The following is a 24,197-nucleotide window of genomic DNA, read 5'->3' as shown; positions in this document are numbered from 1 at the left end:
AGGGGGTACAAACAATGGCATTATTTGAAAGTTATGAAAGAAGAATTGATCAAATTAACGCTGCATTAGCAAAATTTGATATCAAATCTATCGAAGAAGCAAAAGCTATCTGCGATGAAAAAGGAATTAATGTTTACGATATCGTAAAATCAACTCAGCCAATCTGTTTTGAAAATGCTTGTTGGGCTTACACTGTAGGGGCAGCAATGGCAATCAAAAACGGTGATACTAAAGCTGTAGATGCTGCTAAAACAATCGGTATCGGGTTACAATCATTCTGTATTCCAGGATCTGTAGCTGATGATCGTAAAGTTGGTTTAGGACATGGTAACTTAGGTTCAATGTTATTAGATGAAAACACAGAATGTTTCGCTTTCTTAGCCGGACATGAATCTTTCGCTGCTGCTGAAGGAGCTATCAAGATCGCTGAAAAAGCTAACAAAGTTAGAACTAAACCATTAAGAGTTATCTTAAACGGTTTAGGTAAAGATGCTGCTAAAATCATCTCAAGAATCAATGGATTTACTTATGTAGAAACTCAATTTGATTATTTCACAGGAGAAGTAAAAGTTCTTTCTACTACTGCTTACTCAGATGGACCAAGAGCAAAAGTAAACTGCTATGGTGCTGATGATGTTCGTGAAGGGGTAGCAATCATGCATCGTGAAGGTGTAGATGTATCAATCACTGGTAACTCTACAAACCCTACTCGTTTCCAACATCCTGTTGCTGGTACATATAAAAAAGAATGTATCGAACAAGGTAAAAAATATTTCTCAGTAGCTTCTGGTGGTGGTACTGGACGTACATTACACCCAGATAATATGGGAGCTGGACCTGCTTCTTATGGTATGACGGATACTATGGGACGTATGCATTCAGATGCTCAATTCGCTGGTTCTTCATCAGTTCCTGCTCACGTAGAAATGATGGGATTAATCGGTATGGGTAACAACCCAATGGTTGGAGCAACTGTTGCTGTAGCTGTAGCTATTGAAGAAGCTTGTAAATAATTATAATTTTTTAATCATTTAAACGAATTAAAATTATATAAGTGAATATAACTGTACACGTTATTTAGATAAATTCTACGATGATGTGTGCAGTTTTTTTGTACTTAAGAAACGTAATATTATGAAATTAAGAATCAAAAAAAGCATAAAATCAATTTATACATTTATTGCTCCTAATCCCCTATCTCATCTTTTAATAAAGAAACGATGAATCATTTCATTTTAGATACGAAAGAAACACTCGTACGATTCTTTATGAAAATGATCATTTAATAGTATTTAATTTTTCTCTTATTAAAATTGATATAAAACCTTTTTAGCTTTTAATATATTAAATATTTATTATGAAATCTCTTTATTAAATGATTCTGCATCTGAAGCCCCCCCACAGCATTGTTTTATTATAACCTTTACGCAATATCTTACAAATTTCTCCTGATACCTTATTCAAATAAAAAACACACTTTTATTAAGTGTATTTTTAAAGTAGAGAATCTTTTAATAATTGTATATAAGGATGGGTTGAAGTGCTAAAATCTTGGCTATTTAAGCAGGTTACTTGTTCTCCCTCCAATAAAACCATTGTGCGATCACAAAATCGTTGAACAAGCGAAAGATCGTGAGAAATAAACACTAAGGTCAGCTGATTTTCTACCTGTAATTGCTTCATTAACGTTAGAACCTCATCTTGTACGATCACATCTAAAGCACTGGTCATTTCATCACAGACGATTAGCTTAGGAGATAAAGATAACGTTCTTGCAATGACGATTCTTTGCAGTTGTCCCCCACTTAATTGATGAGGATATTTATTTAAACAGCTTAAATCTAACCCTACTTGCTTTAAATAATATTCAATCTGAGCTGACGCTTCTTTTTTAGGGCAAAGTTCAAAATGAATATAAGGTTCAAGTAAAAATTTTTTTATTTTCATACGTGGTGAAAAAGCACTGATAGGATCTTGAAAAATATATTGAATATCTTTTCGGATAGGATAAATATGGCGATCACGAAATTCGATTTTATTACCTTTGTAATATACGTCTCCCCCAGAAGGCTGATCGATCAATGAGATAATTTTTCCCAATGTACTTTTGCCGCAGCCGCTTTGTCCGACAATGCCTAAGCATTCTCCTTGGTAAATAGTTAAATCAATATGTTTCAAAGCCTCATTTGCTTGTCCATTATTTATATAAACCTGAGAAACATCTTTCAAAGAGAGAAGACATTCATCCATGATACTTTTCCTCCTTCCTTGTAACTTCTAAAAGTAACTGAGTATAGAGATGCTGCGGGGCATAAATAATTTGATCATGCGTACCAAATTCAACGATCTCACCATGATACATGACCGCAATATAATCCGCTAAATAATTGGCTACAGCCATATTGTGAGTGACAATCATCATTGTCATTTCTTCTTTTTCCTTGATTAAACGAAATTCTTCTAAAATCTGCTTTTGGCTCACCGCATCTAAAGCGCTGGTGGGTTCATCAGCTAACAACAATTTTGGTTTCAAACTTAATGCCATCGCAATCGCCACACGCTGAGCCATTCCCCCCGATAATTCAAAGGGATATTTCTCTAAGACAGATTTGGGATCAGTCAAGGAAACTTGTCGCAGTTGTTTATGCGCTGCTACTAAAGCCTGATCTTTATCTATCTTGAAATGTTTAGATAAAATCTCAATATATTGATCTTTAATCTTTTTTCTTGGATCAAAGTATTGATTAGCATTTTGAAAAATCATTCCAATCTGCCTACCGCGAACACTCTGCCATGAACGGTGATTCAATGATAAAAGCTCTTGTCCATCAAAAAGGATATGACCATTTGAAATGGTAGCATCCTTCCCTAACAACTGCATCGTTAATTTAAGCAGTGTAGATTTTCCTGATCCACTCTGTCCTACTATCGCGATTGTTTTGTTTTTAGGGATATTTAGACAAATATCTTTTAAAACGAGCTGATTTTGATAGTATAAATCAATGTGCCTATATTCAATTAGATTAGTCATTGCGGATACGAATATCCTTTGTCACCATATAGTAATCGACCGGATGCTGATCAGCGCCTTCTACTTTAGAAGAAGAAACAGTATTTAATGGAAGATAAGAAACATATAAGCTTGCAGCATCTTCTAATAAAATTTCAGAAATCTCTTTAGAAAGTGCTTGACGTTCTTCAATACTAAATGTCCCGGCTAACGTCGCTATCAGCTGATCGATGGCAGGATTGCTGTAGCGGGCAATGTTTCCCTCTGCACCGCTTTGATAATGCAGCTGTAAAAATACTTCAGGATCACCGGTTGGCGCTGTAGAATCATTTGCTGAACACATATCAAAAGTACCGGCAGCCTTTATATCTGAAAGATTCTCTACTTGGTTGATGTGGATTGAGATGCCGATTTCTTTTGCTTCATTTTGAATTGACTGAGCAATGATACTGGCATCACTTGAACCATGATCGGCACTTTCGTAATATTCAATTACAATATTTTGACCATTCATTTCACGAATACCATCCCTATTGCTGTCAATATAGCCTACTTGATCAAGTAATCGTTTAGCTTCTGCAGGATTGTAATCATAGGCGTTAATAATGCCATTCCCATAAGGCAAGGCACTTGAATAGAGCCCCGTTGCTTCTTCACCACCAGTTAGCTTTACAATATTTTGACGATCAATCGCATAAGACAGTGCTTGACGCAAGGTCTGATCCGATAAATACTTTGATTGATTATTCATATATACCACATTGCATCGTGGTCCTAATACCTGTGATACCGTATATTTCGTTGAATCACTGAATAAAGAAAGATTTGAATAGTCGATAGTGGTTGCCAGATCTACTTCTCCTGACTGTAATGCCAAAACACGAGAATCAGAATCAGCTACCTGAGTAAAATGTACCGTCTCTACTCCAACCTGACCATCCCAGTAGCTTTTATTAGCTGAACTGTCGATCGTTGTTTCCGGAACAAACTGATCGATCACAAACGCTCCGGTGCAGCTAGGAGTCGACTGTATTTTGTCTTCACTCTCTGAAGCATCATAAATGGTAAACAAGGGTTCACATAAATTATTAATGACTGCTCCGCTTGCCGTGTTTAAATATAAAGTGACATTTTGCCCTGTTGCTTCTACCCGACTTAAATCGAAGTAATCTTTGGCACGGGAATTTCTTTTAAAGGCTCTTTCTATACAGGCTTTCACACATTCACCATCAACTGTGTTGCCGTTAGAAAATTGTACGCCCTCGCGGATATGGAATTGCCAAGTGGTATCATCTACCTGCTGATAGCTGTCTGCCAGCCATGGCTCCGCTTCAAATTTTTCATTTAAACGAAATAAAGTTTCCCCTACTCCAATACGGCTTAATACCCAGCCGTCATAATCATTTGTGGGATCTAATGATGTGCTGATCCAAAACATGGCTACATTTAAATGATTAGGCGGATTATTCGATTTTGAATCCGCCTGACATCCAAGCAGCGATAAACTAAGCAATAAACAGAATAAACAATGTTTGATTTTTTTCATACTTTCCTCCTAAGATTGTTTAGGATCCAGTTTATCACGTAAACTATCTCCCAATAAATTAAAGATGATCACACTGATCAATATGACTAACCCCGGATATACCATCATCCAAGGTGCTGTCTGCATAAATTGTTTGCTTTCAAAAAGCATGTATCCCCATTCCGGCAAAGGGGGCTGACTTGCTAAACCTAAAAAGCTAAGTCCGGCTAAAGAAATCATCATAGCTCCAATATCTAAGATGGCATGAATTAAAATTTGCGGAAATACATTGGGCAATATATAAGCCCAGATGATCTTATGCGGTTTAGCCCCTGATAGCTTGGCGGCAACAATAAAATCTTGATGCATGATAGACGAAACCAGTGTTCTTGTAAGCCTTGCATATTTCGTCCACCAGATTAAAGCTAAAGCAAATACGGTGTGAAATAATCCAGCCCCTAATATACCAGCAACCGCAATAGCAAAAATAGTATCAGGAAATGCCAGTAAAACATCTGCCAAACGCATTATCGCATGATCAATCAGCCCATTTTTATACCCGGCGATTAACCCTAATGTCACGCCAACCAAAACAATAATGATCAGCATTACAAAGGTTAGTGAAAAAGAAGAAAAGGCACCGCATAGTATTCTTGAAAGGATATCACGTCCCAACTTATCGGTTCCAAACCAATGTATACTGCTAGGCGGCTGCAAAGATAATGCATAATTGACTTCTAGCGGATCATAAGGCGCTAGATATTTACCAAAAACAGCGGTCAACAATAACACTCCTGCCAAACAGGATAACAGAATAATTTTTATTGTTGTCCAGTTACTTATTTTTTTCATCATTGTTCTCCTTTACTCAGCCGCATTTTAGGATCCATCATAAAGCAAAGCAGGTCAACAATGAGATTCACAAAAACATAAATAAGTGCCATCCAAACGACATATCCTTGTATAATCGGATAATCTCGAACGCGAATAGCCTCTACAATCATGCTGCCGATTCCCTGATAAGAAAAAATTGTTTCTACAATGGCAGCACCTCCCAGCAAATGCCCAATCGATAGTCCTAACAATGTCACGATGGAAGAAAAGGTATTCGGTAAGACATGTTTGAAAATGATCTCCCCCTGACTCAGTCCTCTGGACAATGCCCCAACGACATAGTCTTTATTTAGTTCCTCTAAGGCAGCTGTTCGAATCTGCCGGATATAAGCTCCTATTAAAGGAAGTGCTAACGTAATCATTGGTAGAATCATCCCTTTAAGATCCGTACCGCTGATGACATTAAAAATTCCTAGCTTTACTGAAAAAAGATAAATCAACAGCAAACCTAACCAGAAATTAGGTATAGAAATACTAAAAAAGGTTAAAAAGCGAATGAAGTAATCTATTCCTTTATTTTGATAGACCGCTGTAAGAACCCCTGAAGGAATCGATACCGCTACAACGATACTTAATGATAAAAACGCCAGTTTCAATGTATTTGGCAATTTTCGCCCCATTTGTTCAATTACACTGTTTCCATAATGATAGGATTCCCCAAGATCCCCGTGCATTGCTTCGTCCAGCCAATGAACATAGCGTTCAATCACAGGTTTATCTAATCCCATCTCTTTACGGGTATTTTCTAATGTTTCACTCGATGGTGTAATTCCTCTTGATAGATAATACATTTCTGCACTGTCACTAGGAGCAAGGTCCGTAATCAAAAATGTTAAGAAGGTCACTCCCAATAATACAAAGATCAGTGAAAGCAGTCTTTTAATAATATAGTTTTTCATCATTTAATAACGTGTATCATGAAACTACGGACGATGGACTTCCCTAAAGCATTTGTCTCTTCATTTAAAATATCCCATTCTATTGAAGCTGCTCCCAACTTTTTTAATACTTCTTTATCCCAGTAAGGGCGCAAATATTGTGAGAGTTCTAAATGCTTAGCAATGTCATTTATCTTCGATACATCAATTCCTTCCATATGCTGATGTTCCCTATGTGATTTTCGATCATAATCCTTGTCAGTATAATGATAGTAATAATTTCCGTCATAGTTCAATAAATGTCCGTTAGGTTTTAATACTCGCAGCATTTCCTTATAAGCAGTGATTGGGCGTTCTAAATTCCACGTTACATTTCGAGTTATAATCAAATCAAAGCTCTGATCTTCAAACATCAGCTGATGAGCATCCATCTTCTTAAAAAGAATGTTCACTCCATATTTTTCAGCATTGCTTTTAGCCTCCTTCAACATCTGTTCACTATAATCAATAGCCACGACCTGACATCCTAACCTAGATAATAGGATCGAAAAGAATCCCGGTCCACAGCCTAAATCCAACACACGCCATTCTTTCTTAATTAAAACATAACGACCGATGAGTTGAAGCCATTCCTCTGCTTTTTCACTTTTCAATTCTGCCTGATTATCCAAGGAATATCCTTTAGCTCGGGTATCCCAATAGGCAGAAATATCTTCTAAATATTTTTTCATATATCCTCCTTATACTGAAGCTTTCGTTTTAATACAACACAAAAAGTCTAGGATAACAAATCTGTTTATTCCTAGATGATCACCATACGATTTTATTCCTTTTTAATCGATTCATGATTGTCCTTTCCACAGTTATGTCTATAACTCTTCATACACTTCAATGTGTTGGGACGTTATTATTTTGATAGATAATACGAATCTTAATAGCTTTATGATGTCTTACCTTATGAAAACATTCTTATTTTCATTCTATCCTTCTTGGATTTAGCTTCATCTTACACCTTAGAGTTCACTTCAAGTCAAGATATTTTTTTATTTTACATATTTTTAAATTTAGGTATTGACTTGGAGTATACTCCAGCAAGTACAATGAAAAAGAATTGAGGTGTAGATATGTTAAAATTAATTGAACCAAAGATACAGTTAGAGAAAGAAAGACAATTATTTTCAAACCGAAATCTGCGTGACCTGATCGTTCCGTTGATTATTGAACAATTGCTGATCTTACTTGTTGGGATTGCCGATACTTTAATGGTCAGCTATGCCGGTGAAGCTGCAGTTTCGGGTGTTTCACTAGTCAATCAGTTAAACACAGTCTTTATTCTTGTATTTACAGCATTAGCTTCCGGCGGTGCCGTTGTTGCCAGTCAATATGTAGGTAATAAAGATAAAAAGAACGGTGTTTTGGCTTCCAGTCAGTTAGTGATGATCACCACATTGATTTCTGTTGTGTTAATGGTTGTTGCTATTGTTTTTCGCAGAGAGCTTTTGACTTTGCTCTTTGGACGTGTTGAAAATGAGGTTATGCAAGCCTGCTTAACGTATTTGATTATTTCTGCGTTTTCTTTTCCGGCGTTAGCCATCTACAACAGCTGCGCAGGATTATTCAGAAGTATGTCTAAAACAAAGACGATTATGTATGTATCCATTATTATGAACGTGATTAATGTTATTGGAAACTTTATCGGGATTTTTGTTCTCCATGCTGGTGTGGCTGGGGTTGCTTATCCCTCACTAATTTCCAGAGTCATTGCCGCAGTTATTTTACTGGTGATTTCATTAAATAAAAACAATACCATTTATGTACGCATAAAAGATATCTTTAGATGGAGTCAGGAGATGATCCGACGCATCTTAAAAATTGCGATTCCTAACGGTATTGAAAATGGGTTATTCCAGTTATCAAAAGTAGCCCTCAGCAGTATTGTGTCGATGTTTGGAACCAGCCAGATTGCGGCAAATGGGGTAGCCCAAAGCTTTTGGTCTATGGCAGCACTCTTTTGTTTGGCAATGGGACCTGCTTTTATCACCGTAATTGGTCAATGTATGGGGGCAGGAGATATCGAGGCGGCAGACTACTATATGAAGAAGCTATTGCGAATCACTTATCTTGGCGGGATCATTTGGAATGTTGCTTTCTTTATAGTAACACCGCTTATTCTTCAGCTTTACAGTCTATCCAGTGATACTATTTATATGATTATTATATTATGTTTGATTCATAATGTATTCAATGCATTATTATGTCCGATTGCTTCTTCTTTATCGAACGGATTACGTGCCTGCGGAGATGTTAAATATACGATGTACACATCGATTTTTTCAACAGTCGTATGTCGTGTCATTCTATCTATCATCTTTGGTATTTGGATGAATTTAGGGGTTATCGGCATTGCTTTGGCAATGGTAGGAGATTGGGCGATTAAGTCAGCATTTATCGCTAAAAGATATTATCAGGGAAAATGGAAACAGTTTAAAGTTATTTAAAGTAGAGAAGTATGGCAAAAGCTGTACTTCTTTTTATTACATCACCAATAAAATATGCTAAAATGATAAATAGAGAGTAAAAGAAAAGAGATGAGTTTAATGTCACAAACAACTAAGAGAGCCCTTGCGGCTTCATTAAAAAAACTGTTAATTCATAAGCCGCTATCCAAAATTACGATTACCGATATCACTGAGGACTGTGAAGTAAATCGTCATACGTTCTATTATCATTTTCAGGATATCTATGATCTTATCGATTGGATTTATGAAACCGAGATGGAAAAAGTCATCGCTGATAATAAAACATATGAAACATGGGCAGATGGCGTACAAGCTTTGTTTCAGTATGCCTTAGACAATAAAACATTTATTTTAAATACTTACCATTCTTTAAGCCGAAAAGACCTCATGCGTTTTCTCAATCAAACAACTTATCAATTCCTAATCGACGTTGTCAATGAACAGGCACAAGGCATGAAAGTCGATCAAAAACACAAAGAGTTTATCGCTGACTTCTATAAACATGCTTTTGTAGGTCTCGCCTTAGAATGGATTGAAGGAAATATGAAGCTGGATCCTAATGACATCATTCAGGATTTAACCACCTTAATTGAAGGGGATTTTCATAAAGCACTGCTGCGTTTTGAAGAACGATAGACAAATATGGGGATTTGTCCAAAATTTAGACAATAGAAAGCCAATGGTCAAAATTTAGCCATTGGCTTTTATCTGTCCATCGTTTTTATTCCATAAGCTAACTATAATGTAAGCATATCAACAAGGAGGAATGTTATATGTATTACAGTAACGGAAATTACGAAGCTTTTGCTCGACCATTAAAACCAGAAGGAGTTGACAAAAAATCAGCCTATCTGATTGGTTCCGGATTGGCTTCTTTGTCCGCAGCTTGCTTTTTAATCAGAGATGGACAGATGAAAGGCGAACACATTCATATCTTAGAAGAAATGGATTTACCTGGTGGTGCCTGTGATGGCATTTACAATTTTGAAAAAGGATTTATTATTCGCGGCGGTCGTGAAATGGAGAATCACTTTGAATGCTTATGGGATTTATTTCATTCAATTCCGTCCATTGAAACAGAAGGTGTTTCTGTTTTAGACGAATATTACTGGTTAAATAAAAAAGATCCTAACTATTCATTGATGCGTGCGACTATCAATCGTGGTCAGGATGCTCATACTGATGGTAAATTTGCCTTATCCGATAAAGCGGCTATGAGCATTATGGAATTATTTATGACTCCTGATGATCAGCTTTATAATAAAACGATCACAGATGTTTTACACCCTGAATTTTTCAAATCTAATTTTTGGCTGTACTGGCAAACCATGTTTGCATTCGAAACATGGCACAGTGCTTTGGAAATGAAATTATATATTCAACGTTTTATTCATCATATTGGTGGTCTGCCTGATTTCAGCGCTTTAAAATTTACAAAGTATAATCAATATGAATCCTTGATTTTACCTATGATTAAGTATCTGGAAGCGCATCATGTACAATTCCATTACAACACTCAGGTGACGAATGTTGAATTTGAATTTAATGGTTCGAAAAAGCTGGCAAAACGTATTATCTGTTTGCATCAAGGAATTGAGGAATCTATCGATTTGACAGAAGATGACTTACTCTTTATCACGAATGGCAGCTGTACAGAAAACTCTACTTTAGGAGATAACACCCATGCACCAATCCGCAATACTAAAGAGGGAGACGGCGGATGCTGGCAATTATGGAAAAAGATTGCCGCACAACATCCTGACTTTGGTCATCCGGATAAATTCTGCGGCAATATCAAAGCAACAAACTGGGAATCAGCAACAGTTACTACTTTAGATGACAAAATCCCGCCATATTTAGAAAAGATATGTAAACGTGACCCATTCTCAGGAAAAGTCGTTACCGGTGGGATTGTCACAGTGAAAGATTCTAACTGGCTCATGAGCTATACATTCAATCGCCAGCCACATTTTAAAGCTCAACCCAAGGATCAGCTGGTTGGCTGGATCTATGGACTTTATACAGATGTCCCCGGAAACTTTATAAAAAAGCCAATGCGTGAATGTACAGGTATTGAAATATGTGAAGAATGGCTCTATCATATGGGAGTTCCCGAAGATCAAATCTTAGATTTAGCCACTCATTCAGCAAGCACTATTCCATGTATGATGCCTTATATTACTGCTTTCTTTATGCCACGTGAAAAAGGCGATCGTCCAAATGTTGTTCCAAATGGCAGTGTTAACTTTGCTTTCATCGGTCAATTTGCCGAAACAATCCGAGATACCATCTTCACTACAGAATATTCTGTCAGAACCGGAATGGAAGCAGTCTATACATTACTTGACATCGACCGTGGGGTTCCGGAAGTATGGGGATCTTGCTATGACGTGAGGGATCTGTTAGATGCCACTTCAAAAATGATGGACGGAAAAAAATTAGATCAGATTTCTCTGCCTTTCAAATATAAATTTGTCGGACGCAAAGCATTAAAAGAACTCCAAGGCACGATTATTGAAGAACTATTAGAACGTTATCATCTTATATAAACTAAAACAGGCAATGAAGCAAACCCAATTTATCAGCTTTTCTAATAAAAGGGTTCGTTTCAAACGCCTGTTTTTTTATTTAGAATAATGAATATGAGTCAGCTTCCATTCATTCTCTTTTTTGATAACGACCTGTGTTTCTAATCCCTGAATGCCATAAGGACTTCGATCTTCTCTTCTTATACATTCTGTATGATATTGAAAAACAACAATGGCTATTTCTTTTGTTACAAAATGTATGTCGATCTTTTCCGCAATCAGATCAATTGTTAAATAATTGCGCTGAATCCCGTTTATTAAAAAATCCTGATAGATCGTATCTAGCCCAATAAACTTATTTGTAATAGAAATTAATGTGTTTTCTTCATCTTTACTCCATAAGCTGTAAAAATCTTCTTTGTTTTGTGTATGAATCGCTTTCTGATAATTCTTTACTAACTCTTTTATTAATAGTTCATCCATATTATTTCTCCTTTTCTTTTTTAGATTACTTCATATTCTTTCAGCTAATCTATCGTTTTACGCTCCTAATGTCTGCTTCTATCTACGCACGCTTTAAATAAAACCGAAATCAGTATCTTGCATTTATTTAGTATCAAAGATAAGAAAAACTGTTCCCCCTATTCCTTTTTGTCTTTTAATAAACTGTTATATGTTGTTCGGTATTGTTCAAAGGATTTAGAAGCATCCACTCGTTTTTTATAATGATTTTCACGATTTTCATTAAACAGATTAGCATATAAGATATCTAATAGGAACAAAACGCTCAAATTCATGCTGAAGCTGCCTAAATTGTCAATCAGCTTTTCACGGCTGGACACATATAATATAAAATCAGCGTATTGAAAAGTGAATTTTCACCATAGGTCGTTATTGCCAGTAAAGGAATATAACGTTTTTTTAATTGTTTGGCAATTCTTAGTAATGTTTCTGTTTCCCCGGAATAAGAGATTAACATGAAAACACTCTTTTTATCACAGTATTTGCTGCGATAAAACATTTCATCGGCTTTTTCTTCAGTAATGATATTTTTGCCGATTTTAAGCATCTTATCTTTAAATGTCTATGCAATATCTAACTGTACTCCTAATGAAAATATATAAATAAAATCGGCTTCCTCTAAAAGGCGAATAGCTGATTGGAGGTGATCATGATCAAGCAATGCCAAAACATCTTCAATAATCTCATGATATAAAGCCCCCATCTTATTGGCAATCACCATGCTTTTATCTTGAAAGTCAAAAGGATTATTAGGATCAAGGTGATCAAAATGTTTAGATAAATAGACCTGTTCTTGAAGATAGGCTTCTCTAAATTGATTGTAGCCTTGAAAACCGATTTTTTGACAGAGACGGACAATGGTTGAAGGAGCTGTAAACAACTTTTCAGCAATATAGCGAGGCACTTTGTTTTTTTATATCTTGCGAATGTTCCAGCAAATAATCGGCGAGAGTGACCTCTAAAGGAGAAAAGCCCGCCTTCGCTCTTAATATCTCATCTATTAACATGCAGATTGCCTCCCTTTTATCTACTTTTATTTAAACACAGATCCGCTATTAACGCAAGGTTACCTGCTAAAACCGTGATTTTCGTAAGCGATCGCTACTAAATTATCTTTTATCATATAAATTTGCATAAAAATGTAGAATTTCATCAAAAAAATGATATAATAACAACGTTCAAGAATCAATAAAATAACACGGAGGAAAATTATGAAAAAAGTCTATGAAGGTAAAACTAAAGATGTTTATGAATTAGATAACGGAAATGTTATGTTGAAATTCAAAGATGATTGTACTGGTAAAGACGGTGTCTTTGATCCGGGTGAAAACTCAGTTGGATTAACAATCGATGGAATTGGTAAAGCAAACTTAGAAACTTCTATCCATTTCTTTGAAATCTTAAAAGACGCCGGAATCAAGACTCACTATGTGGGAGCAAACATTGATGAAGCAACAATGGAAGTTCTTCCTGCAAAAGTATTTGGTAAAGGTCTTGAAGTTATTTGCCGTTTGGTTGCAACAGGAAGTTTCATTCGTCGTTATGGGGATTATATTAAAGACGGAACACCTTTAGAAGGTGGTTACGTAGAAGCGACATTAAAAGATGATGACAGAGGAGATCCATTGATTACTAGCGAAGGACTTGCTGCTCTTGGAATCATGAGTGAAGAACAATTTGCAAGCATGAAAGATCAAACATTAAGAATCACAAAATTAGTAGCAGATGATCTTAAGAAAAAAGGTCTTGATCTTTATGACATCAAATTTGAATTTGGTTACAACAATGATGAAGTCATCTTAATTGATGAAATTGCATCTGGTAACATGCGTGTTTATAAAGACGGAAAAATCGTTGAGCCTGTAGACTTGACAAACATTATTTTAGATAAATAAAAGAAATCTGTGGAAATAATTCCGCAGATTTTTATTTTAACTATTTATCTGATAAATCGATTAGCTCATAGTCACGGCTCCCAATATTTAATGCCGCTGCTGCTTCTACTGTATGCACCCCATTTCTTGATTCGATACGTTCCAATAAATGAGGTTTTCCGGGATCTTGGCTTGCATAAACCCTATCTAGGCATGCCTGATCTAAAGCTACAGGATCTGTTGAACATAAGATCCCGATATCTGCAATAGCAGGATCTTCTGCTTCCGCACAGCAGTCACAGTCTACTGACATATTGCACATGACATTGATATAGACAATGTTTTCTTTAAAGTAGTGTACGATCGATTCTGATGCGTCTGCCATGGATTCTAAAAATTCATTATGATCTGCACTCCAAATGTTTGCCGCTACGCCGGCACCATGAATGTGCGCCTTTCCATGAGATGAGGCAATTCCGATAGAAATATTTTTTAAAGCTCCGCCAAAACCACCCATTGGATGTCCTTTAAAATGGCTTAATACCAGCATAGAATCATAATTTTTTATATGTTCCCCGACATAGTTCACATTCAGATGAAATCCGTTTTTGATCGGCAACTCCATTTCCCCTTCTTCGTCCATGATATCCACCTCTGCAATATCTGTCCAGCCATGAAGCTTCATGGTTTCCCAATGTTCCTTTGTTGTGTTTCGCTTTCCTTCATAAGCCGTATTACATTCCACGATTGTTCCCTGTACATGGTCAATGATCGGTTTCATAAATTGAGGGCGAATAAAGTTCTGATTACCTACTTCACCGGAATGTACTTTGACTGCTACTTTTCCGGTCAGTTTAACGCCCATCGCTTCATACATCATGATCATGGCTTCCGGTGTAATCTGACGAGTAAAATAAACTTTTGATTTTTTCATTATTAATTCTCCTTTATATGACAGTATCTTTCTATACAATTTTATTATAATATTAAAGTTAACTTTAATGTCAATCCCTTTATAAAAAGTAAAAATCCTATTTCATATCGAAATAGGATCAGGAAGCCTATCCACTGATTATGACGACCATAATCAAGAGACAAGCCACAATTAATAACTTTCTTTTCACTTTATTCTCTCCCTACTGCACTGATTTTAGAAAAGTGTAAGCGCTTTTATAAAATAATTATAGCATAAAAGTTAAATTTGAAAAGTACTTTTAAATAATCTTAGAAAGAAATAATGACAATGCAACAAAAGATGTGCAAACGTTTACATTTTATTGTATAATTATACTGTTATATAGGAGGAAAGATATGGAACATTTAAAATTAAAACCTTTCCCTAAAGATTTTCTTTGGGGAGCAAGTACTTCTGCTTATCAAGTAGAAGGAGCTTATGATGAAGATGGAAAAGGGTTATCAACACAAGAGACAGCTCCTATTCCAGAAGGAACTACTGATTTTAAAGTAGCGAGTGATCATTATCACCATTATAAAGAAGATGTCGCTTTGATGGCAGAAATGGGATTTAAAGAATACCGTTTTTCTATTGCTTGGCCTAGGATTATTCCTGATGGCGATGGAAAAGTGAATCCAAAAGGAATCGAATTCTACAACAACTTGATCGATGAATTACTAAAATATAATATTACACCGGTCGTTACTTTATATCACTTCGATTTACCATTAGCCCTACAAGAAAAATATGGCGGATGGGCATCAAGACAATGTATCGCTGATTATGAAAGATATACTCGTGTATGCTTTGAAAACTATGGGGACCGTGTAAAACACTGGTTAACTATCAATGAGCAAAACATGATGGTTATCTTCTTCCCTTACCCAAGTGAAAAAGATAAATACCAAGCTAACCATCATATGCTGCTGGCACAGGCAAGAGCTATGATTGCTTGTCATGAGTTAGTAAAAGACGGTAAAATTGCGCCTGCACCAAATATTACTTGCATTTATCCTGCTACTTCTTCACCAGAAGATACATTGGCAGCAATGGATTATGATCAATTAAGAAATCGTATGTACTTAGATACCGCTGTGTTTGGTAAATATCCTGAAGCGTTCATGGAATATTTGACTCAACGTGGATGGGCGCCTACTTTTGAAGAAGGAGACGCTGAAACATTGGCAAACGGAAAACCTGACTTTATCGCTTTCAACTACTATGGTGGCGGAACCGTAAAATATATTTCTGAAGAAGAAGCAAAAGCAGCTATTGAAAAAGCTAAAGGAAGTCAAGCTGAATTCATGGTTGGTCTAATGACAGAACCGGGTATTGCTCAGAATGTACAAAACCCTAACCAAAAACAAACTTCTTTAGGAATGGGAATTGATCCGGTTGGATTACGTGTTACTTTAAGACAATTATGGGAAAGATATCATTTGCCATTATTAATCACTGAAAATGGCTGTGGTGTTCCTGATAAATTAGAAGAAGGTGACAAAATCCATGATGATTACCGTATCGATTATTTAAGAGAACATATCAAAGCTTGTCAGGAAGCCATCACAGATGGTGTGGACTTAATGGGATATTCTCCATGGTCTGCCATTGACTTGATCTCTACACATCAAGGATGTACAAAACGTTATGGTTTCATTTATGTTAACCGTGATGAGTTTGATTTAAAAGATATGAGAAGAATTCGTAAAGATTCATTCTTCTGGTATAAAAAAGTGATCGCTTCTAATGGAGCTGATTTAGAAGATTAACTGAAATTCCTTTATAATTAAACTAATTATAGATTGAATGACAAGATTATTTAATTCAGACATCAAATGGGATTAATTTCTGTATGCTGCAGAGATTGATCCTTTTTATATACGTTTAAATCTTTTTATTATCCGATTTGAATTGCTGCAGCTTCTGCTTAGCAAGATATTCTCGATTTAAATATTTCTTGTCATACATTAATTATACTAATAGGTTGTTTCGACCAAAATAAAATGAATCTCTTTGATTTGGCTGTCCAAACTTTGAGATTCATTTTTATAAGTTCTTTTAATACCATTCTGTTCCATCTTTACGACGCAGAATTGTACGAACCCATTCTTCTAAATGATAATGATCGGCGGTTCTAAATAAATAAGCATGATTCCCCATGGCGGCGGCTAGTGCGGGCGCAATTTCAGTTTCTAAAAGCAGCTGATCTTTCATCATCGCTATGATTTCATCGTGACTGTAGGCATAATCGATGCCATGACGGCGTGATGCATAGCCAACATAGTATTTTCTTTGAGGTACAGTGAAACAGCGATCAAATACCAGCATATCTGCCCATATTGAGTAAACATCTTCATCATAAGCATAGTTAATCATATCCGGCATATAAGCGCCTGGTGCACGCATATTGACCTCTAATCCTATAAGATCTCCCTTCTTACCTAATCCTTCCTTATCTCCATCTAAACGAAAGAATTCAAAGTGAAAGAAACGGCTTCGTGTATCAAATGCTTTGACCACCCTTTCACCGATCCGGCGAATATCATTATCTTCCACAGATTGTGAGAAGAATGCCATATCTGTCTCAAAATTAACAGTATCCATAATCGAATGAAGCATCACATGACTAGAACAGATCAGAATATTTTTATTGGAATCTGTAATACCATCAAATGTTTCAACATGTCCATTTACAAATTCTTCCATAATATACAGCACATCATCTTTTGTAGATAGAAAGTAATCAAGTTCCTCTCTGTTTTCCAGTTTATAAGTCTTACTCGCTCCTACACCGTTATCTGGCTTTACGACAATCGGATATCCTACTCGATCAGTAAAGGCATAAGCATCATCATGGTGATAAAGCAACTGAAAGCGGGCAATCGGAATCCCAGCTTGCTGATAAACATCTTTCATCTTGGATTTATATTTCATTTCTCCCATATGCTCAATCTTGGTTCCGGTATTCACATTAAAGTCACTGCGCAGTGTCGCTTCTAATTCCAGCCAATATTCATTTTCAGATTCAATCCAATCTAATCTTCCATATTTACTGATAAAATAGCCGCAGGCACGATATACGGCTTCATAATCATCTAAATGATCTACACGGTAATACTCAGTCAATGATGCTTTTGTTTGTGATGATAAGTGATCATAAACTTCATCTCCAATTCCCAGTACATGAACGCCTCTTTTTTTCAAACGATCACAGAAATTATAAAAATATGTTGGAAAGTGGGGTGATATAAATACAACGTTCATTTTATTTCCTCCCTTTTAAAAAGCTCCAAAGCATAAGCTTTGGAGTCATTTATTAACGATTTAAAAGATCATTAAACAATCTTTCATATGTTTTAGCACTCTTTTCCCAGTCCAGCTTCTCATTCATAGCATTTTCTACTAACTGTTTCCACTGGTCTTTTTGCTGATAAACCTGTAGTGCATAATCTATGATTTCCATCATTTCATGGGCATTGTAATGAGCAAAGCTAAACCCGGTTCCGGTCATCAAATATTCATTATACGGCTGAACACTGTCTTTCAGCCCACCGGTTTCCCTAACGATAGGAATCGTTCCATAGCGCATAGACATCATCTGCGACAATCCGCATGGCTCAAATAAAGATGGCATCAAGAACATATCACAAGATCCATATATACGGCAAGACAAACCAAAATCATATTTTAGATTAACAGATAATTTATCTGGATATTTCTTCGCAACACTTTCAAAAGCCTGTTCATACTGATAGTCTCCGGCTCCTAAAATCACCAACTGTAAATCTCGTTTCATCATTTCATCTAAGCGATTGATGATAAGATCAATTCCTTTTTGCCAAGTCAAACGTGTGACAACACCGATTAACGGAATATCCGGATCTTCAACAAGACCTAATTCTTTTTGCAAAGCTACTTTATTTTTAGCCTTTAATTCAATAGTATCAACATCAAATGACTGAATCAAATTTGGATCTGTTTTCGGATCGTTAACGACATAATCGATACCGTTTAATATTCCATAAAGATCATTCATGCGAATACGAAGAATATATTGAAGATCTTCTCCAAATTCATCTGTCAGAATCTCTTTTGCATAAGTTGGAGAAACCGTAGTGATGATATCACTATAAAGAATAGCGGATTTCATCATATTGAAGCAATCTGCATTGCGTAAATTCCCATTTTCATAAAGATAATCCGGCAATCCAAAGATTGAGTTAATAATTCTCGGATCTGCTTTTCCCTGATAAGCAATATTGTGAATTGTGAAGACGATTTTAATATCATCATAATAAGGATGCATTGCATAGCGTTCACGATATAACGGAGCAATCATGGCTGTCTGCCAATCATGAAGATGCAGGATATCGACCTCCAACTGCAGATGAGAAATTAATTCCAAGACTGCATAGTCAAAGAAAGCAAATCTTTCATAATCATCATCATAGCTGTACAGTCCCGGACGACCATAGTATTCTTCATTATCGATGAAGTAGTAAGTCACATTATCCTTGACACATTTAAAAACCCCGCAATACTTTTTACGCCAGCTGATATATATATCATAATGAGTCACATATTCTAGCTCTTCTGTTCCTTTCATATCTGCATATTTAGGCAATACAACCGTACAGTCATGACCTAGTTTCTGCAAAGACTGTGGTAAAGATCCTAAAACATCTGCTAACCCGCCTGATTTTATGAATGGTGTACATTCACTTGCTGCAAACAAGATATGCATTAAACAACATCCCCTTCTTTAACATAAAGTGGTGAATCTTTATCTCCAATTAATTCTTTATGCTTTTCTACACGTGCTTCTTTATCCAAAATAACGTTTTCTAAGTGTGATCCCGCAGATACTTTACAACCAGACAATAAGATACAGTTTTTCACGACTGCACCCTTACCGATCTCAACGTTACGTCCGATAATACTTGCTTCTACAGTACCATCAACGATTGTTCCGTTGGCAATAAATGATTTTTTAACCTGCGCATTCTTTTTGTATTTTGATGGCGGTGTATCATTTGTATTTGTATAAATAGGCCAATTTGATTTAAATACTTGACTGAAGATATCCAAGTCTAAGAATTCTAAAGAATATTTATGATAAGCTTCAATAGAGTTTAAGCATCGAGCATATCCTTTATATTCATAAGCCATAATTTCACGTTCATCGCATAAATAAGCTAACGTATCACTTAGATTGAAGAACGCACTAATATTTTGTGCCTTATTCAGCAGCTTCATCAATGTTTTTAAATTAATGACATACGTATCTAATGAAATATTTCTTTCTTTTCGATTCCCTTTGTTTTCTTTTACTTCTACAACACGTTTTGATTTAATATCTAAGCAGTGTTCACCGATGAAAGCCTGATCTGCATTATTAATATGCTGATAGACCATAGTGATTTCTGCCCCTGTTTTTTCATGTTCTTCAATCACATCCTGATAATTCATTGTAGTGATGATATGTTCAGGAGCAATCACAACATAATCAGCCTTGCTTTTTTGCAGGAAAGCAATATTTTCGATCATATTATTAATATCATGATTATAGTGAGGATTATTTGCATAGCGTTCATTATACAATAATGAAATCCCCCCAGATTTAGAGTTGAAATTCCAAGAATTACCAAGTCCCATATGTTTAAATAATGATCTTGGTTTTTCTTTAATCAATACTCCGACATTATCGATATTTGAATTTGAAAGATTTGATAAAACAAAATCGATGACACCATAACGTCCTAAAAAGCTCACAGATGCAACCGGGCGTCGTTCTGTTAATCCTTTAAAATCAATGTCTGAATGTAAATTTACGAGTCCTATAACTTTTGCCATTTTCTTTTACCCCCTATGCCTATTTATTCACCGAAACAAGTTCGACTTTTTTTGCTTCTTTATTGATGACTGCGTTGGCTTCCACCACAACCCCTTCATCAACAATTGCTTTATAGACTTCTGCCCCTTCTTCGATTAATACACCAGGCATTAATACTGAATCCACAACTTTAGCTCCGACTCCGATATGCACGCTGTCAAATAAAACTGAACCAGATACTTCTCCATCAACGATGCATCCCTGAGTAACCATGGAATTGGTTACCTTTCCTTCAGAGCCAATGATTTGCGGATGGCTGGTTGTATCACTCGTATAAATCTTCCAATCTTTCTTGAAATTGTATAGATCTAATTCTTTATCTGCAAGTAAATCCATGTTTGCCTGCCACAAGCTGTCTACTGTTCCAACATCTTTCCAATACCCATCAAACTCATAAGCATATAATTTCTTTTGATCCTTCAGCATGTTAGGAATAATATTCATACCAAAGTCATGTTTACTGTTTTCATCTTTAGCATCTTCAATCAGGTATTTCTTTAATTCCTGATATGTAAAGATATAAATCCCCATTGAAGCTAAAGTAGATTTAGGTTTTGCCGGTTTTTCTTCAAATTCATAAATTGTCCCATCCTTATGAGCATTCATAATTCCAAAACGGCTTGCTTCTTCCAAGGTGACATTTAATACGGCGATTGTACAGTCAGCTTCTCTTGCTTTATGTGCTTCCAACATTAAAGCATAATCCATTTTATAAATATGGTCTCCCGATAAAATCAATACATATTCCGGATCGTACTGATCTAAAAAGCTGATGTTTTGATAGATGGCATCGGCTGTCCCTTCATACCAAGTTGCTCCTACTTCACCACGTTCACGTGCCGGCAGAATAGCCGCTGATGAGTTGGTTCCGTCAAGTCCCCATTTAATCCCTGAACCTACATAAGAACCTAATAATACAGATTCATATTGAGTCAACACCCCAACGATGTCGATCCCTGAATTTGCACAGTTGCTTAATGGGAAATCGATAATACGATATTTACCACCAAAATATACTGCCGGTTTAGCCACTTTAGCGGTCAAGGCCTCTAGTCTGGTTCCTCTTCCTCCCGCTAAAATCATAGCTACTACTTCTCTACTCATTATTTTTACCCCCTTAAATTGTAAACGCTTTCTATACTTATAGAATACTACAAATGCGTATCTTTTTACACCCTTTTTATGTTTTTTTTGTAATTATTTTTTTACAAAATATTATTTATTCTAATTTGTAAATATAGGATAAATAATTTTACAAAATCTAAAATAACATTAGGCAAAAGTTAATTTTAGGATACACACACATCTTTTATTCTATCGTGTGTTTAGTTCTGAATTTGTAGTTTCTTGTCGTTATCAGACTTCTTTCAAAAAGAATTTCTCATCATCAAAAATCTTTTTTTCTAAAAAGCCATTTTGCTTATTAAAAGAAAAACTGCTCTCACAGCAGTTTTATCGTTGTGCAATAATATAGACTGAAACCGGTTCGATTAAAAGATTAGAATATTCTTGTTTAATCGCATTCTCTGTAGTGATAATCACTTCATCTTTAGCACTTAAATTATAATATGTCGATTCTGTCTTTGGATTAAAGATAACCTTAATTTGCTTAAACTCACCTTTAGTCTGATAAACGGTATAGATCATCACACCATTACTTAAATGACTGATCTTCACATTTTTTTCAATTTCTTCTTTGGTGGTATAGCGAAAGCCACTATTTTTTCGTCTTAATTTCAGCAGATTTTTCACATAATAAACCTGATCGATCATTTCGTCTTTTCTTTCCCAATCTACCTGATTAATATTATCGGGTGAATTAAATGAATTATGCACCCCCATCTTGCTTCTGGCAAACTCCTGCCCGCAATGAAGGAAAGGAATGCCTTGGGAAAGAATCACTGCTGTATTCAAGAGTTTCTGTCTTTTTAAGCGTATTTCTTCATTTTCATCCAGTGTTTCTTTTAAATAATCATACATCGTTGCATTATCATGACATTCCACATAATTGATCGATTGTTCCGGCAAAGTAAATTTATGCTGATTACTGATGACTGCCTGTGCTTCATCAAACAGATCGGTATTCCCGCTTAAATATCCTAACCGTACATGATCATTGGTAAACGTAGAGCCTTTTAATATATCTCTGTATTGGTCGTTAAAAAAACTGATTTTTGGCATCTGTGCCTGATTATCTAGCATGGCTTTGTGATCATCCGGAAGCATCGTATTCATGTTCCAGCCTTCTCCATAAATCAAGCAGTTAGGATCTTTGCTGCTAAGGACACGCTGAATTGTATTCATGGTTTCAATATCTAAAATACCCATTAAATCGAAACGGAACCCGTCCATGCCGTATATTTTCTGCCAACGTCTGCACATGTCAACAATATATTTACGGACCATGAAGCATTCACTGTTGATATCATTGGAACAATAAGAACCATTGGAAATATGACCGAAATCATCATTTCTAAAATAATAATACGGGACTAATCGCTCTAAGCTTGAACTGTTGACGTCATAAACATGGTTGACCACCATATCCATCGTTACCCTCAGTCCTGAAAGATGCAGACGATTAACCATATCAATGCACTCATTAATTCGGCTGTAAGGATCGCCTAAATCGGTGCAGTAGCTTCCTTCTGGTACATTGATTTGGCTTGGATCATAGCCCCAATTATAAAATAAATCCGGCTTTGTCTCTTCTATGGTTGCAAAATCAAAAATGGGCATGAGTTGAACATGAGTCACTCCCAAATCAATTAAATAGTCAAATCCAGCAATCTGATTATTTTTAGTCACCAAGCCTTTTTCCACCACTCCTAAAAACTGACGGCGATACTTGCTTTTAATCGTTTTAGAACTAGTAAAATCACGCACGCTGACCTCGTAGATAACAGCATCAGTCTTTTGTTTTAAAGGAAAAGACATTTTTAAGATTTTATGGAATTTTTTCGGATTTACCACAACACTTTCTACCCCGTTGGCTGTGCTTGCATAAGCATAAGGATCCGTTGTCTTTAAGCACTGATCCCCATTGCACGTCCAATACGTATAGCGCGCTCCTTCCATATCTTTTTTGAGCGTCACTGTATAAACCCCCTGTGTCTGTCTTTCCATGTCTACGGTTTCCATCTGACCGTTTAACTGATACTGCAGCTTAACTGCATGAGAAGTCGGTGACCATACTTTAAAAGTTGTTTCTTCTATTGTATATGCCGGTCCTAAATCATCTCCATCATAAGCAAAAAGATGATCAAACATCGGATCGTTGACAATTCCTCTTGTTTCTAAGGCACAGCTTAGCCCATGATTGTTTAAAATGGTAAAGGGTGTTCCTAAATATAAATTATCTACCATCAGCTGATAGACATGCCAATCATTTTCTTCATAATCATAAACAATTCGTGTAGAAGATAATTCCTGAGTAAGCATATTCTTCAAGTAGAACTGCTCAATGATTCCTCCATAGTATTGTTTTGCGACATGAACATGAATCACATTAAAGCGTTCCAAATAGGCACTCATAAAGATCAGTGATTTTTCCATACTGCCTCCTATTATTAAAAACTTAGAATGGAGGAGTCCTCCAT

22 protein-coding genes are annotated in these 24,197 nt (G+C 36.0%); 6 read left to right on the top strand and 16 right to left on the bottom strand.

Features of this window, described 5'->3' with window-relative positions; genetic code table 11:
- The first annotated feature begins 14 nt into the window (after nt 1–14).
- A complete protein-coding gene (locus ACLRVU_RS00490; RefSeq protein WP_147552880.1) occupies nt 15–1,013 on the top strand; it encodes a GGGtGRT protein in 999 nt (332 codons plus the stop codon).
- Nucleotides 1,014–1,494: 481 nt separating this feature from the next.
- Here the strand turns inward: ACLRVU_RS00490 and ACLRVU_RS00485 are convergent, their stop codons facing one another.
- Genes ACLRVU_RS00485 through ACLRVU_RS00460 form a run of 6 tightly spaced genes read right to left on the bottom strand, consistent with a single transcriptional unit; the run spans nt 1,495 to nt 7,038 of the window.
- A complete protein-coding gene (locus ACLRVU_RS00485; protein ID WP_412890203.1) occupies nt 1,495–2,250 on the bottom strand; it encodes an ABC transporter ATP-binding protein in 756 nt (251 codons plus the stop codon).
- Entirely contained in the window at nt 2,243–3,031 is a 789-nt protein-coding gene (locus ACLRVU_RS00480; RefSeq protein ID WP_412890202.1) for an ABC transporter ATP-binding protein, read from the bottom strand. The genes ACLRVU_RS00485 and ACLRVU_RS00480 overlap by 8 nt, the downstream gene beginning before the upstream one ends.
- Nucleotides 3,024–4,556: an ABC transporter substrate-binding protein gene (locus ACLRVU_RS00475; RefSeq protein ID WP_412890201.1), complete on the bottom strand. Its 1,533-nt coding sequence runs from the start codon at nt 4,554–4,556 to the stop codon at nt 3,024–3,026. Before ACLRVU_RS00475 ends, ACLRVU_RS00480 begins: the two co-directional genes overlap by 8 nt.
- Before the next feature lie 9 nt (nt 4,557–4,565).
- Nucleotides 4,566–5,387 (bottom strand): nickel transporter permease, encoded by an 822-nt coding sequence (gene nikC, locus ACLRVU_RS00470; protein ID WP_412890200.1) that lies wholly within the window; start codon nt 5,385–5,387, stop codon nt 4,566–4,568.
- Nucleotides 5,387–6,328 (bottom strand): nickel ABC transporter permease, encoded by a 942-nt coding sequence (gene nikB / locus ACLRVU_RS00465; RefSeq protein WP_412890199.1) that lies wholly within the window; start codon nt 6,326–6,328, stop codon nt 5,387–5,389. Before nikB ends, nikC begins: the two co-directional genes overlap by 1 nt.
- Nucleotides 6,328–7,038, bottom strand: coding sequence for a class I SAM-dependent methyltransferase (locus ACLRVU_RS00460; RefSeq protein ID WP_412890198.1), 711 nt, complete (start codon nt 7,036–7,038; stop codon nt 6,328–6,330). Before ACLRVU_RS00460 ends, nikB begins: the two co-directional genes overlap by 1 nt.
- 393 nt (nt 7,039–7,431) lie before the next feature.
- Between ACLRVU_RS00460 and ACLRVU_RS00455 the strand changes: the two genes are divergently transcribed.
- The 3 genes from ACLRVU_RS00455 (at nt 7,432) to ACLRVU_RS00445 (ending at nt 11,375) form a co-directional block, all read left to right on the top strand.
- Nucleotides 7,432–8,805 (top strand): MATE family efflux transporter, encoded by a 1,374-nt coding sequence (locus tag ACLRVU_RS00455; RefSeq protein ID WP_412890197.1) that lies wholly within the window; start codon nt 7,432–7,434, stop codon nt 8,803–8,805.
- A gap of 99 nt (nt 8,806–8,904) precedes the next feature.
- Entirely contained in the window at nt 8,905–9,462 is a 558-nt protein-coding gene (locus ACLRVU_RS00450) for a TetR/AcrR family transcriptional regulator (protein WP_412890196.1), read from the top strand.
- A 137-nt stretch (nt 9,463–9,599) separates the two neighbouring features.
- Nucleotides 9,600–11,375 carry an oleate hydratase gene (locus ACLRVU_RS00445; RefSeq protein WP_412890195.1) on the top strand — a complete coding sequence of 592 codons (1,776 nt, stop codon included), beginning with the start codon at nt 9,600–9,602 and terminating at the stop codon, nt 11,373–11,375.
- A 75-nt stretch (nt 11,376–11,450) separates the two neighbouring features.
- Here ACLRVU_RS00445 and ACLRVU_RS00440 read toward each other — a convergent pair whose 3' ends face one another.
- The 4 genes from ACLRVU_RS00440 to ACLRVU_RS00425 form a co-directional block, all read right to left on the bottom strand.
- Nucleotides 11,451–11,837 carry a nuclear transport factor 2 family protein gene (locus tag ACLRVU_RS00440; protein ID WP_412890194.1) on the bottom strand — a complete coding sequence of 129 codons (387 nt, stop codon included), beginning with the start codon at nt 11,835–11,837 and terminating at the stop codon, nt 11,451–11,453.
- A 158-nt stretch (nt 11,838–11,995) separates the two neighbouring features.
- Nucleotides 11,996–12,151 (bottom strand): hypothetical protein, encoded by a 156-nt coding sequence (locus ACLRVU_RS00435; RefSeq protein WP_412890193.1) that lies wholly within the window; start codon nt 12,149–12,151, stop codon nt 11,996–11,998.
- Between the two features lie 23 nt (nt 12,152–12,174).
- A complete protein-coding gene (locus tag ACLRVU_RS00430) occupies nt 12,175–12,423 on the bottom strand; it encodes an SIS domain-containing protein (RefSeq protein WP_412890192.1) in 249 nt (82 codons plus the stop codon).
- 15 nt (nt 12,424–12,438) lie between these two features.
- The gene (locus tag ACLRVU_RS00425) at nt 12,439–12,780 is read right to left on the bottom strand and encodes a MurR/RpiR family transcriptional regulator (RefSeq protein ID WP_412890191.1); all 342 of its coding nucleotides are present in this window, start codon (nt 12,778–12,780) and stop codon (nt 12,439–12,441) included.
- A gap of 307 nt (nt 12,781–13,087) precedes the next feature.
- Between ACLRVU_RS00425 and ACLRVU_RS00420 the strand changes: the two genes are divergently transcribed.
- Nucleotides 13,088–13,771 (top strand): phosphoribosylaminoimidazolesuccinocarboxamide synthase, encoded by a 684-nt coding sequence (locus ACLRVU_RS00420; protein ID WP_147552845.1) that lies wholly within the window; start codon nt 13,088–13,090, stop codon nt 13,769–13,771.
- Nucleotides 13,772–13,811: 40 nt separating this feature from the next.
- On the opposite strand, the gene ACLRVU_RS00415 is transcribed toward ACLRVU_RS00420, so the two are convergent.
- Complete coding sequence (locus ACLRVU_RS00415) at nt 13,812–14,684, bottom strand: DUF362 domain-containing protein (protein ID WP_412890190.1); 873 nt, start codon at nt 14,682–14,684, stop codon at nt 13,812–13,814.
- Nucleotides 14,685–15,061: 377 nt separating this feature from the next.
- Here ACLRVU_RS00415 and ACLRVU_RS00410 point away from each other — a divergent pair, with 377 nt between their 5' ends.
- Entirely contained in the window at nt 15,062–16,474 is a 1,413-nt protein-coding gene (locus ACLRVU_RS00410; RefSeq protein ID WP_147552840.1) for a glycoside hydrolase family 1 protein, read from the top strand.
- A gap of 289 nt (nt 16,475–16,763) precedes the next feature.
- On the opposite strand, the gene ACLRVU_RS00405 is transcribed toward ACLRVU_RS00410, so the two are convergent.
- The 5 genes from ACLRVU_RS00405 to pulA form a co-directional block, all read right to left on the bottom strand.
- Nucleotides 16,764–17,969, bottom strand: coding sequence for an ATP-grasp domain-containing protein (locus ACLRVU_RS00405; RefSeq protein WP_412890189.1), 1,206 nt, complete (start codon nt 17,967–17,969; stop codon nt 16,764–16,766).
- A 52-nt stretch (nt 17,970–18,021) separates the two neighbouring features.
- Nucleotides 18,022–19,449, bottom strand: coding sequence for a glycogen synthase GlgA (glgA, locus tag ACLRVU_RS00400; protein ID WP_412890188.1), 1,428 nt, complete (start codon nt 19,447–19,449; stop codon nt 18,022–18,024).
- Nucleotides 19,449–20,558 carry a glucose-1-phosphate adenylyltransferase subunit GlgD gene (gene glgD, locus ACLRVU_RS00395; RefSeq protein ID WP_412890187.1) on the bottom strand — a complete coding sequence of 370 codons (1,110 nt, stop codon included), beginning with the start codon at nt 20,556–20,558 and terminating at the stop codon, nt 19,449–19,451. Before glgD ends, glgA begins: the two co-directional genes overlap by 1 nt.
- 19 nt (nt 20,559–20,577) lie before the next feature.
- Complete coding sequence (locus ACLRVU_RS00390; RefSeq protein WP_412890186.1) at nt 20,578–21,702, bottom strand: glucose-1-phosphate adenylyltransferase; 1,125 nt, start codon at nt 21,700–21,702, stop codon at nt 20,578–20,580.
- Nucleotides 21,703–22,050: 348 nt separating this feature from the next.
- A complete protein-coding gene (gene pulA / locus ACLRVU_RS00385; RefSeq protein WP_412890185.1) occupies nt 22,051–24,153 on the bottom strand; it encodes a type I pullulanase in 2,103 nt (700 codons plus the stop codon).
- Nucleotides 24,154–24,197 lie beyond the last annotated feature (44 nt).

The organism is Beduini sp., from assembly GCF_047239305.1.
In the GTDB taxonomy this organism is placed as follows: domain Bacteria; phylum Bacillota_I; class Bacilli_A; order Erysipelotrichales; family Coprobacillaceae; genus Beduini.
This window is presented reverse-complemented; position numbering and strand designations above follow the sequence as displayed.